2 protein-coding genes are annotated in these 13,657 nt (G+C 72.0%); both read left to right on the forward strand.

Translation table 11 applies throughout. The features are described 5' to 3' along the window. The first annotated feature begins 16 nt into the window (after positions 1-16). Positions 17-10,369 carry an amino acid adenylation domain-containing protein gene (locus tag AB0J80_RS38085; protein WP_364714666.1) on the forward strand — a complete coding sequence of 3,451 codons (10,353 nt, stop codon included), beginning with the start codon at positions 17-19 and terminating at the stop codon, positions 10,367-10,369. 34 nt (positions 10,370-10,403) lie between these two features. After that, the coding region (locus AB0J80_RS38090) for an amino acid adenylation domain-containing protein (RefSeq protein ID WP_364714667.1) at positions 10,404-13,657 on the forward strand (3,254 nt) is incomplete at its 3' end.

Genomic DNA, 13,657 nt, shown 5'->3' on the forward strand with positions numbered 1-13,657 from the left:
GTACGCGCATCAGGATGTGCCGTTCGAGCATCTGGTCGAGGTCTTGAACCCGCGTCGCTCGCTGGCGCACCACCCGCTCTTCCAGGTGATGCTGGTCCGCCAGGAGCAGGCGAGCAACTCGTTCGTCCTCCCCGGTGTGACGGTGGACGAGCAGCCGGTCGACCTCGAATCGGTGAAAGTCGACCTCTCCGTCAATGTCGGGGAACGCGTGGACGCGACGGGGGCGCCGGCCGGCATCTCCGGATTCCTGAAGTACGCGACGGACCTGTTCGATCGCGAGACCGTGCAGGCCCTCGCCGACCGCTGGATCCGCCTGCTCGAGCAGGTGGCCGGCCACCCCGACCGCCCGGTCAGCCACTACGACCTGCTCACCGGCGCCGAACGCCGACAGCTCGTCGACGCGGCCCGGACCACCCGCCCGGGCAGCCCGCCGCGTGACTCGGTCGTCGCGATGTTCCAGGCCCAGGCGCGCCGGGCGCCGGATGCGGTCGCCGTCGTCCGCGGAAGCCGGACGCTGTCCTACGGCGAGCTCAATGTCCGCGCCAACCAGCTGGCCGCGCACCTCGTGGAGCACGGGGTCGGACCCGAGTCCACAGTCGGGATCGTGCTGCCGCGGTCCCTCGACCTCGTCGTCGCGATGCTCGCGGTGCTCAAGGCGGGGGGTGCCTACGTGCCGGTCGATCCGGGCTACCCGCAGGCCCGCGTCGACGCCATGCTGGCGGACGCGGGACCGGCCGTCGTGCTCGACGAGGACTACCTCCGCCGGGACTTCAGCGACTACCCGTCCGCCAACCCGCCGGTGCGGACCGCGATGGCCAACCCCGCCTACGTCATCTACACCTCCGGCTCGACCGGCCGGCCCAAGGGGGTCGTGGTCGAGCACCGGTCGCTCGCCAATTATCTGGCCTGGACGTCCCGCAACTACCCGGCCGCGCGCGGCGCCTGCCTGGTACCCACCTCGGTGTCCTTCGACCTCACCGTGACCGGCCTCTACACGACCCTCGTCGCGGGAGGACGGGTCTACCTGCAGACCCTCGATGAGGCGACGACGGCCGAACCGGCCGGTGGCGTACCGGTCTCGCTGCTCAAGGTCACGCCCTCGCACCTGGACTCGCTGGCCGGCCTGCCCGAGCCGTGGTCGCCCGCTGAGATGCTCATCCTGGGTGGCGAGGCGCTGAGCGCCGAAGCGCTGGTGCAGTGGCGCCGCTCCCACCCGGACGTGACCGTGGTCAACGCGTACGGGCCCACGGAGCTCACCGTCAACTGCACCGACTTCACCATCGCGCCGGAGGACGACCTGCCGCCGGGGCCGGTGCCGATCGGCCGGCCGTTCACCGGCATCCACACCTACGTCCTGGACGACCGGCTTCAGCCGGTGCCCCCCGGCGTACCGGGCGACCTCTACGTGTCCGGGGCGGCGCTGGCCCGCGGCTACCTCGGCCGCCCGGGCGGGACAGCCGAGCGGTTCGTCGCCTGCCCGTTCGAGCCCTCGGCGCGGATGTACCGCACCGGTGACCGGGTCCGCGTGCGCCCCGACGGCAACCTGCAGTACGTCGGACGGGCCGACGACCAGCTCAAGGTTCGCGGCTTCCGCATCGAGCCGGGGGAGATCGAGGCGATCCTGGCCGAGCACCCGGCGGTCTCTCGGGCCGCGGTGGCGGTCCGCAAGGACGTTCTGGCCGGCTACGTCACCGTGACCGAGCCCGTCACGGAGGGCGACCTTCGATCCTGGGCCGTGGCCCGTCTGCCGCAGCACATGGTGCCCGCCGTCATCGTCACGCTGCCGGAGATGCCTCGCACACCCGCGGGCAAGCTGGACCGGCGCGCGCTGCCGGAGCCGTCGTGGTCGCGCGGCGGCGGGCGGCAACCGGCCGGCCCGGACGAAGCCGCGTTGTGTCGCCTCTTCGCGGAGATGCTCGGCGTGGCCGAGGTAGGCGTCGACGACGACTTCTTCGACCTCGGTGGCCATTCCCTGCTGGCCACCCGCCTCGTCGCCCGGGTACGCACCGTCCTCGGCGTCGAGCTGCCCGTCACCGCTCTCTTCGAGACGCCGACCGTGGCGGGCCTGGCTGCCCGGCTCGGCACCGCCGGAGCCACACCGGGCCGGCCGGCGCTGGTTCCGATGGACCGGCCGTCGGTGATCCCGTTGTCGTTCGCGCAGCGGCGGCTGTGGTTCCTCTACAAGCTGGAAGGGCCTTCCGCGACGTACAACATGCCGTACGCCTGGCGCATCGGCGGGGACTACGACGTGGACGCCCTCGCCGCGGCCGTACAGGACGTCGCCGCCCGGCACGAGTCGCTGCGTACCGTGTTCGCCGAGACCGACGGCGAACCCCACCAGGTGGTGCTTCCCGCGGACGCGGCCGGCATCGGGCTGGAAGTCGTCGACGTCGAGCCGGAGGCGCTGACCGACGCCGTCCGGAGTACGCTCGCCTACCGGTTCACCCTCGAGACGACCCCACCGGTCAAGGCCTGGCTGTTCCGGGCCGGTGCGCACGTCGCACCGGTGCTCGTGGTGCTGCTGCACCACATCGCGGGCGACGGCTCCTCGCGGGCGCCGATGATGCGCGATCTGGGTACGGCCTACGCCGCCCGGGTGCGCGGTACAGCTCCCGAGTGGGAACCGCTTCCCGTTCAGTACGTCGACTACGCGCTGTGGCAGCACGAGGCGTTCGGAAAGCTTGACGACCCGGACAGCCCCATCTCGCGGCAGCTGGATCACTGGCGGCGTTCCCTGACGGGGATACCGAGGGTGCTCGAGCTCCCGACCGACCGGCCGCGGCCCGCCGTGACCGGCTACCGCGGTGACCGGGTCCCGTTCGACGTCGGGCCGGAGGTGCATTCGGCAGCGCTCCGGCTGGCCGGTACCACCCGGTCGTCGTTGTTCATGGTGCTCCAGGCCGCGTTCGCCGGCCTCCTGACCCGGATCGGCGCGGGCACCGACATCCCGCTCGGCGTACCCGTTGCGGGGCGTACCGACGACGCGCTGAGCGACCTGATCGGGTTCTTCGTCAACACCCTCGTGCTGCGCACCGACACCGGGGGCAACCCGACGTTCGCCGAGCTCCTCCACCGGGTCCGGACGACGAGCCTGCAGGGGTACGCCCACCAGGAAGTGCCGTTCGAGTACCTCGTGGAGGTGCTGAACCCGGCCCGCTCCCTGGCCAGTCACCCGCTCTTCCAGGTGATGCTGAACCTGCACAACGTCGAGGCGGCCGGGCAGGCCATCCACGACGTGGCGCTCGAGCCGTACCCGCTCGAGGGCGACACGGCGAAGTTCGACCTCATGCTGAGTCTCGCGGAGATCCACGACGACGACGGTCGCCCCGCGGGCCTGCGCGGCGTCATCGAATACGCCACGGAGCTCTTCGACCGGAGCACGGTGCAGCGCATGTCGGCGTGGCTCGCCCGCCTGCTCACGATCGCCACCGCCGACCCGGAGATCCGGGTGAACGCCATCGACCTGCTGTCGGAGGCGGAACGCACCGATCTGCTCGTCACGCGCAACGCGACCGACGCTCCGCTTCCCGAACTGCTGCTGCCGGAGCTCCTGCGGCGGCAGGCGCTCGCAACCCCCGAGGCGGTCGCAGTGCGCCACGGGGAGCAGAGCCTGACGTACGCCACGCTCGACCAGCGCGCCGCACGGCTGGCCCGCGCGTTGATCGGGCACGGCGCCGGGCCGGGCGACATCGTAGCCGTCGCCCTGCCGCGTGGCCTCGAGCTCGTGACCGCCCTGCTCGCCGTTCTCAAGACCGGCGCGGCCTACCTGCCGCTGGACCCGTCCCACCCGGCGGAGCGACTGTCCTATCTGCTCGAGGACACGCGTCCCGTGGCGGTGATCCAGGCCGCCGACGGTCCGCGGTTGCCGGCTCCGGCGAAGCTACCGGCCATCGTCGCCGACGACGCTGACGCGGACCCCGACGACGAGGGCGACCTCGTCCCGGTTCGGCCCTGCACAAGCCTCGACGCGGCCTACGTCATCTACACCTCGGGATCGACGGGCCGTCCCAAGGGCGTCGTCGTCTCGTACGGGAACATCACGGCCTTCCTCGCCGGCATGATGACCACCCTGCGGCCGACGGCCCGGGACACAGTGGTGGCCGCCACGACCGTCGCCTTCGACATCGCCGCCGTCGAGATCTACCTGCCGCTGCTGGCCGGTGCCACGGTGGTGATGGCCGACGGCGAGGTGACCCGGGACCCGGCCGCCCTGGCCGCGCTGATCGGATCGGCCGGCGCGACGCTCTTCCAGGCGACGCCCTCGGTCTACCGCTCGATGCTGGCCCAGGGCGCCGAGCACCTGCGCGGGGTCCGGCTCCTCGTCGGCGGGGAGGCGCTGCCCGCCGGCCTGTCCGAGCAATTGCAGGCCGTCGGCGCTGAAGTGGTGAACCTCTACGGCCCCACCGAGACGACCGTGTGGAACACCGTCGCAACGGTGACCGGGAAGGGGGCCGCGCCGCCGATCGGCGTACCGCTGCCGAACGTGCGGGCGTACGTCCTGGACCCGCAGCTGATGCCGGTGCCGGAGGGCGTGGTAGGCGAGCTGTACGTCGCCGGCCCGTTGCTCGCCCGCGGCTACCTCGGCCGTCCCGGGCTGACCGCCCAGCGGTTCGTCGCGAACCCCTACTCGACCGACGGCGTCCGGATGTACCGGACCGGCGACCTGGTGCAGTGGCGCGAGGACGGCCTGCACTACACCGGCCGTACCGACGACCAGGTGAAGGTCCGCGGGTTCCGCATCGAGCTCGGTGAGATCGAAGCCGCTCTGATCAGGACGGACAGCGTCGCGGAAGCGGCCGTGGTGGTCCGGCGCGACGACGGCGAGGAACCCCGGCTCGCCGCCTACGTCGTGCCCGATCGGACCTGGATCGACGAGCGGGAGCGGGCGCTGGAGGACGAGCAGGCCACGGCCTGGCAGCAGGTGTACGACGACAACTACCGGGAACAGCTCGGTGCCCGCGGCTTCCGCGACGACTTCGGCATCTGGCGCAGCAGCTACGACGGCACGCCGATCCCGGCCGGCGAGATGCGGGCCTGGCGCGCCGAGGCCGCCGGCCGGGTCCTCGCCCTGCGGCCGCGCCGGGTCCTGGAGATCGGTGTCGGCAACGGTCTCATCCTCTCCGAGGTCGCCCCGCACGTGGAGGCGTACTGGGGAACCGACGTCTCGGCCGCTGCGGTCGAGGGGCTGAGCGGCATCGTCGCCGAGGGCGTGGAACTGCGGGCCCAGCCGGCGTCGGACTTCTCCGGATTGCCGGGCGGCTACTTCGACACGATCGTCCTCAACTCAGTGATCCAGTATTTCCCGCACGCCGGGTACCTCGACGACGTCCTCGCGGGCTGCCTGCGGCTGCTGGCGCCGGGCGGCCGCCTCTTCCTCGGCGACATCCGCAACGTCAACCTGCTGCGGCACCTGCTCACCGGGGTCGCCACCGCGCAGCTGGGGGCCGACGCGGAACCGGAGGCGGTGCGGGCGTTCGTCGAGCAGCGGCTGCACGCCGAGGAGGAACTGCTCGTCGCACCGGGTTTCTTCACGGATCTCGCCCAGCGGCACCCGGGCGTGACGGCGGACATCCGGCTCAAGCGCTTCGGTTACGTCAACGAACTGTCGGCGTACCGGTACGACGTCGTGCTGCACACCTCGCCCATACCGGCGGCCGGTGCCGGGCGGCCGGGGATCCCGTGGTCGCGGACCCCTGGCACGCTCGCCGGAGCTCGCGATGTGGTGCGGGCGCATCCGGGCGGCGTACGGCTGACCGCGGTACCCAACCGGCGCCTTACCGACGCGGAGGACGCGGTGGACCCGGACGCGCTGTGCGCCGTGGGTGAGGAGCTCGGCCTCGCCGCCGCGGCGACGTGGTCGGCCGACCCGTACCGGTTCGACGTCCTCTTCCACGCCGGTGACCCGCGGGATCTGGTGGTGGCCTACCAGGCGGACGAGGCGCCGGAGACGACCGCCGGGTACGTCAGCAGCCCGGCCCGTTCCCGCTGGGTGATCGACCTCAACCGGGAGCTGCGGGCACAGCTGCGGGCGTGGCTGCCCGAGTACATGCTGCCGTCCGCGTTCGTCGTGCTCGACCGCCTGCCGCTCTCGCCTATCGGCAAGCTCGACCGCTCCGCCCTGCCGAGGCCCGACTACGGCGTCCTGCGCGGCGGCAGGGAACCGGGCAACCCGCAGGAGGCGCTGCTCTGCCGCCTCTTCGCGGACGTGCTCGGTCTGGACTCCGTCGGGGTCGACGACAGCTTCTTCGACCTCGGCGGCCACTCACTGCTCGCCACCCGGCTCATCAGCCGCATCCGGCGCGAACTGGGCGTGGAGGTTCCGATCGGCGCGGTGTTCGCCGATCCGACCGTCGCCGGCCTGGTCCACCATGTGCGCGAGGCTGACGAGGCCCGGGCACCGCTGACCGCACGACCGCGGCCGGACGTCATACCGCTGTCCTTCGCCCAGCGCCGGCTCTGGTTCCTCGACCACCTGGAGGGTGCCGGATCCGCCTACACCATCCCCCTGACCGTGCGGCTCACGGGTGACCTGGACGTCGACGCGCTGCGAGCCGCCCTGCACGACGTCGTCGGCCGGCACGAGTCCCTGCGTACGGTCTTCCCGGCTACCGGGGGAGAGCCGCGGCAGGAGATCATCGCCGCAGCCGATGCCGTCGTCGCGTGGGAACACCGCCGGGTGAGCGCGGCGGAGCTGGCCGCCGCGGTCGCCGAGGCCGCCGGTCACACCTTCGACCTCGCGGCCGAACTGCCGATCCGCGGCTGGCTCATCGAGGCTGCCGACACGGAGCCGGCCGAGGCGGTTCTGCTCGTGCTGCTGCACCACATCGCCGGGGACGGTGCCTCCATGGCCCCGCTGGCCCGGGACCTGATGACTGCCTACACGGCGCGCAGGCGTGGCGCGGACCCGGACTGGTCGCCGTTGCCGGTGCAGTATGCGGACTACACGCTGTGGCAACGGGACCTGCTCGGCACAAGCGCGGACCCGACGAGCGTGACGACCCGGGAGACCGACTACTGGAAGCGCCAGCTCGCGGGTCTGCCCGATCAGCTCGAGCTGCCGGTGGACCGCCCACGACCGGCGCACATCTCGTACCGGGGTGGGCAGCGGGCATTCGACATCCCGCCGGCCCTGCACCGCGCCCTCACGGAGCTCGCCCGGCGGCACCGCGCGACGACGTACATGATTCTCCAGGCCGGGCTGGCCGCCCTGCTCACCCGCTCGGGCGCCGGCACCGACATCCCCATCGGATCCCCGGTGGCCGGGCGGGCCGACGGCGCGCTGGACGACCTCGTCGGGTTCTTCGTCAACACGCTCGTGCTGCGCACCGACACGTCCGGCGATCCCAGCTTCGCGGAACTGCTCGACCGGGTGCAGCGGACCAACCTCGCCGCGTACGCACACCAGGACGTGCCGTTCGAATACCTCGTGGAGGTGCTCAACCCGCACCGCTCGACCGCCCGGCACCCGCTGTTCCAGGTCATGCTCACCGCCGTCGAGGAGGCGACGGACCTGGAGCTGCCCGGGATCAGCGCCACGCCGCAGGGCAGCGGGGCGACGGCGGCCAAGGTCGACCTGGCCGTCAACGTCGTCGAGCGGCTCGGCGCGAACCGGGCGCCGGCCGGCATCGGCGGCCTGGTCAAGTACCGCACCGACCTCTTCGACGAGGCCACGGTGGATCGCCTCGTGCAGCGGTGGCTGCGGCTGCTCGAGCAGGTCGTCGCCGATCCCGGCCGAGCGATCGGCCACGTCGACCTGCTGAGCCCCGCGGAGCACCGCGAGCTCGTCGAGCAGGCCGCCGGCCGTACCGCCGCGGTGCCCACGGGGACCATGCCCGGACTCCTGGAACGGCAGGTCCGTCGGACACCCGGCCACACCGCCATCGTGGACGGCACACGCACCCTGACGTACGCCGAGCTCGGCGCGGCAGCGGAGGCATTGGCGCAGCGATTGCGCACGGTGGGCGCCGGTCCCGAGAAGATCGTCGCCGTGGCGGTACCCCGCTCGGCGGATGCCCTGGTCGCCCTGCTCGCGGTATCGGTGGCCGGGGCGGCGTACCTCTACGTGAATCCGGAGCTGCCGGCCGAGCGGATCCGGCTTCTGCTCGACGACGCCGCGGTCACCACGGTCGTGACAGCGCCGAACGACATCCGCGACTATTTCGGCCGGACGATCGTGCGGATCGGCCGGGCCGGCGACGAGCCCGTGAGCGTGCCACGGGAACTGCTGCCCACGCACCCGGTGTACGCCGTCTACACCTCCGGATCGACCGGTACGCCGAAGGGCGTCCTCGTCACCCACGAAGGCGCACTCGACCTGCTGGCGGAGCACCGGACCGGGATGCTGGCAGGGGCGGGTGCGGAGCGGCTACGGGTGGCGATGACCGCCGCATTGTCGTTCGACACCTCCGTCGAGGCGCTGCTGTTCATGCTGGACGGTCACGAGCTGCACCTCATCGAGGACGCCGTACGGCTCGATCCCGATGCGTTCGTCGGCTACGTCGCCGACCACCGCGTCGACATGGTCCACACAACGCCCGGTCAGCTGAGCCGGATGCTCGACGCCGGACTGCTCACCGGCCCGGGGCACCGGCCCCGCATCGTGGCCTCCGGAGGGGAGGCGATCACGGCGGCCGTGTGGGACGAGCTGGCCGCAGCGCCGGACGTGACGGCGTACAACCTGTATGGGCCGAGCGAGTGCACCGTCAGCGTCCTGGCCGGCCGCGTGGTAGCCGAGGAGCGCCCGCACCTGGGCGGTCCGATGACCAACACCGGCGCGCACGTCCTCGACGACCGGCTGCGCCCGGTCCCGCCCGGCGGAGTCGGGGAGCTGTACGTGACCGGCACCGGGCTGGCCCGCGGGTACCTCGGCCGGCCGGCCGCGACCGCGGAACGGTTCGTGGCGTGCCCGTACGAGCGGGGCGCCCGGATGTACCGCACCGGCGACCTCGTGCGCCGCACCGGCCGAGGCACGCTGGAGTTCGTGGGCCGCGCGGACGGGCAGGTCAAGGTTCGTGGCATCCGCATCGAACCCGGTGAGATCGCCGCGGTGCTGTCCCGGCACCCGTCGGTCCGGGAGGCGGCCGTGGTGGCCCGGGAGGACACAGCCGACGACGTTCGGATCGTCGCGTACGTCGTGCCCTCCGGCACCGGCGACGCGACACCGGCGGTGCTGCGCGACCACGTCGGCCGTCATCTTCCCGACTACCTGGTGCCGGCCGCGGTCGTCACGCTGGACGGGTTGCCGTTCACGGTGCACGGCAAGCTCGACCATGCGGCCCTGCCGGTTCCCGACTACAGCGGGCAGGCCGTCGGCCGTCCGCCGCGCACCCTGCCGGAGGAGATCCTGTGCGGTCTGTTCGCCGAGGTGCTCGGGGTGGAGCGGGTCGGCGCCGACGACAGCTTCTTCGCGCTCGGCGGCCACTCGCTGCTCGCGGCCCGGCTGGTCGCTCGCATCACCGCCACGCTCGGTGTAGAGGTCCCCGTCGCCACCCTGTTCTCCGCGCCCACCCCGGAGGCGGTCGCCCTGCGGCTCGGCGAGGGCTCGAGCAGCTCGTTCGGCACGGTGCTTCCGCTGCGTACCCGCGGCGGGTTGCGGCCGCTCTTCTGCATCCATGCCGGCAGTGGCCTCGGCTGGGCGTACGCCCGCCTGGTCCCGCACCTAGACCCCGAGCAGCCTGTCTACGCCCTGCAGGCTCGGGGTCTGCTCGGCGATGAGCCGCTGCCGTCCTCGATCGACGAGATGGCGGCGGATCATCTCGGGCAGATGGTCGGGATTCAGCCGCACGGCCCCTACCGGATCCTCGGCTGGTCGTTCGGTGGCTTGGTCGCGCACCGCATCGCGGCGCTGCTCGAGGAGCGGGGCGAGACCGTGGAGCTGCTGCTGCTGCTGGACGCACGCCCGCTGGCCACGAGGTCCGAGGCGGAGGTGCGAGAGGCGGCCGCCGCGACGCCGATGTCGGCCGTCTACCGCAGCATGCTCGACATCTACGACGTGAACGACCTCGAGGACGCGGACGAGCCGCTCGACCACCAACGCGCCATGGCCGCGCTCGCCACCCGGAACACCGCTCTCGCCGGTCTCAGCGAGGAGGACATGCGCTCCCTCATGGCGGTCTTCCTCAACAACACGATCCTGCAGTTCCGGACGGAGTACCACGAGGTTGCCGCGCCCACGCTCCTGGTGAGCGCGACGGCCGGCACCGAGGACCCGGTCACGCCCGAGCATTGGCGGCCGTACCTCACGGGCCCGGTCGTCCTGGAGCCGGCCGACTGCCGGCACACGCACATGTTGAACGCCGAACCGTTGCTGCACATCGGTCCTGTCATCGCCGCGGCCCTCGGCCGCCTGGACGCCGACCCCGCCGCCTGAGCCGCACATCGCTCCGCCCGCGGAGCAGGGAGAGATGAAGCACATGGACATCCGCGAGTACAGCCAGCAGACGCAGAACCCCCTTGCGCCGGAGGAGGCGTACCGGGCGCCCCGGACGGTGTGGGAGGACGTGATCAGCGGCCTCTTCGCTGAGGTGCTCGACGCCCCCCGCGTGGGCATCGACGACGACTTCTTCGAACTCGGTGGCCACTCCCTGGCGGCCGTGCGACTTCTCGCCCACCTGCGCAGCGTGGTAGGCGTCGAACTGCCGATCGCCGCGGTCTTCGACGCGCCGACGGTCACCGAGCTCGCCTTGGTGGCCGAGCGCGCGGCCGGCGGTCCGGTGACCGCCCGCCCGGCCCTCATCCCGCGGCCGCGGCCCGAGCTCGTGCCGCTGTCGTACGCGCAGCGCCGGCTCTGGTTCCTCGACAAGCGCGACGGGCAGTCGGCGACGTACAACATGGCCTTCGCGTTGCGGTTGCGGGGCGACCTGAACCGGGACGCCCTCCGCGCCGCCCTAGGCGACCTGCTGAACCAGCACGAGTCACTGCGCACGATCTTCGCCGAGCACAACGGCGAGCCGTATCAGGTCGTCCTCGAGGCCGGCAGGACCTCACTGGAGTGGACGAGCCGCGCGGTCCCCGCCGGCGAGCTCGACGCCGCGCTGCTGGCCGCCGCCCGGTACACCTTCGACCTCGCCCGCGAGCTTCCCGTCCGAGCCTGGCTGTTCGACGTGACAGCGGACGGTGCGGAGGATGCGGACTGTGACCACGTACTGCTGCTGCTCCTGCACCACATCGTCAGCGATGGCTGGTCGATGGGCGCGCTGGCGCATGACATCAGCCTCGCCTACACGGCCCGGTCCCAGGGAGGCGAGCCGGAGCTGCCGGAGCTGCCGGTGCAGTACGTCGACTATGCCCTCTGGCAGCGTGAGCTCCTGGGTGACGAAGCCGATCCGGAGAGCCTGTTCGCCCGTCAGGTCGAATACTGGAAGCGCCGGCTCGCGGACCTTCCCGAGCAGATCCGGCTACCCGCCGACCGTCCACGGCCGGCCCATCCGACCTTCGCGGGTGCGCACCTGGCAGCCGAGATCCCGGCCGACCTCCAGCAGCGCGTGAGCCTGTTGGCCCGCCGATGCGGTGCCACGCCGTTCATGGTGTTCCAGGCGGCGATGAGCGCGCTGCTGCACCGGCTGGGTGCGGGCGGCGACATTCCGCTCGGCAGCGGCCTGGCCGGACGCACGGACGTCGGCCTCGACGACCTGGTCGGCTTCTTCGTCAACACCTTCGTGCTGCGTACGCGTCCGGCGCCGGAGACCACCTTCGCCGAACTGGTCGGGCAGGTGCGCGGTGCCAGCCTGGAGGCGTACGCCAACCAGGACGTGCCCTTCGAGCACCTGGTCGAAGTGCTCAACCCGCAGCGTGCCGCGTTCCGCCAGCCGCTGTTCCAGGTCGCGCTCGTGGTTCAGAACGCCCCGGCCGCGGACTTCGACCTTCCGGAAGTGCACGTCCGCGCGCACTGGGTCTACACCGGTACGGCCCGCATCGACCTGCTCGTCATGATCACCGAGTCCTTCGACGACAGCGGTACGCCGACGGGCGTCGAGGTGGACGTCGAGTACTCCACCGAGCTGTTCGACCGCCGGACCGTCGAGGACCTGGTGGCCCGGTGGATCCGCCTGCTCGACGAGGCCACCGCCGAGCCCGGGCGCCGCCTCGGGGACCTGAGCCTGGTGACCGGTGAGGAGCGCGACCGGATCCTCGCGGCCGGCACCGGTACCGGCGAGCTGCCCGGCGCGGGTACGGTCGTCGACCACGTCGCCGCCTGGGCCCGCACCCGGCCGGAGAGCCTCGCGGTGGAGCACGGCGGCCACTCGCTGACCTACGCCGACCTGGACCTGTGGTCGAACCGGCTCGCGCACTGGCTGATCGAGCGGGGAGTCACCGCCGAGACGCTGGTCGGCCTGCGGCTGCCGCGCTCGGTCGAGCAGATCGTCGCCGTGGTGGCGGTGCTCAAGGCGGGTGGCGCCTTCCTCCCGCTGGACCCTGGCTACCCGGCCGAGCGCATCGCGTTCATGCTCGACGACGCGAAGCCGCTGCTGTGCCTCGACGCCGTACCAGCGCTGGACGACCTGGACACCCTTCCCGGTACGCGTCCGGCGGCACGGCCGGGACCCGAGCAGCTGGCCTACGTCATCTACACGTCCGGCTCCACCGGCGTCCCCAAGGGTGTCGCGGTGCCGCACCGGGGGTTCGTGAACCTCGGGGTGGCGCACCGCGACGCCCTCGACCTGGTGCCCGGCGCCCGGGTCCTGCAGTATGTGTCGCTCAGCTTCGACGCTGCCGTCGCCGACCTCGCGATGACCTGGGTGTCCGGGGCGGCGCTCGTGCTGAGCGAGCGGATGCAGCCGATCGGCGAGGATCTCGCCCGGGTGGTGCGTGACCACCACATCACCCACTTTCTGGCGCCGCTGCCCGTGCTCGCGACCGTGCCACCGCAGGTCCTGCCCGAGCTGCGCGCCCTGATGACCGGCGGCGAGGCGATGACGGCCGAGGTGGTCCGGCGGTGGGGAACGGAGCATCGGCTGATCAACGCGTACGGGCCCAGCGAGGCGACCGTCTCGGTGACCCTGAGCGCGCCGCTCGGTGATCCGTCCGCGGAGCCGTTCCCGATCGGGTCGCCGCTGGCCGGCGTTCGTACCTACGTCCTCGACGAGCAGCTGCGCATCGTGCCTCCCGGCGTGCTGGGCGAGCTTTACGTCACCGGCATCGGTCTCGGCCGCGGTTATCTGGGTCGGGCGGCTCTGACGGGTGAGCGGTTCGTGGCGTGTCCGTTCGGTGTGGGTGAGCGGATGTATCGGACCGGGGATCTGGTGCGGTGGCGTGCGGATGGGCAGTTGGAGTTCGCGGGGCGTGCTGATGAGCAGGTGAAGGTTCGGGGTTTCCGGATCGAGCCGGGTGAGATCGAGGCGGTGCTGGGCGAGGTCGAGGGTGTGCGGCAGGCGGTGGTGACGGTGCGGGAGGACCGTCCGGGGGATCGTCGGCTGGTGGCGTATCTGGTGCCGGATGTGTCGGCGGAGCCGGTGGTGGAGGAGTCGGCGGCGCATGTCGAGGACTGGCTCGAGGTGTATGAGTCGCGGTACGCGCTGGATTCCGGTGTGGGTTTCGGTGAGGACTTCTCGGGTTGGAACAGTTCGTATTCGGGTGAGCCGATTCCGTTGGAGCAGATGCGGTCGTGGCGGGATGCGGCGGTGGCGCGGATTCGTGAGTTGCGTCCGCGGCGGGTGTT

Origin of the sequence: Actinoplanes sp. NPDC049548 (assembly GCF_040676695.1) — a bacterium.
Classification (GTDB): domain Bacteria; phylum Actinomycetota; class Actinomycetes; order Mycobacteriales; family Micromonosporaceae; genus Actinoplanes.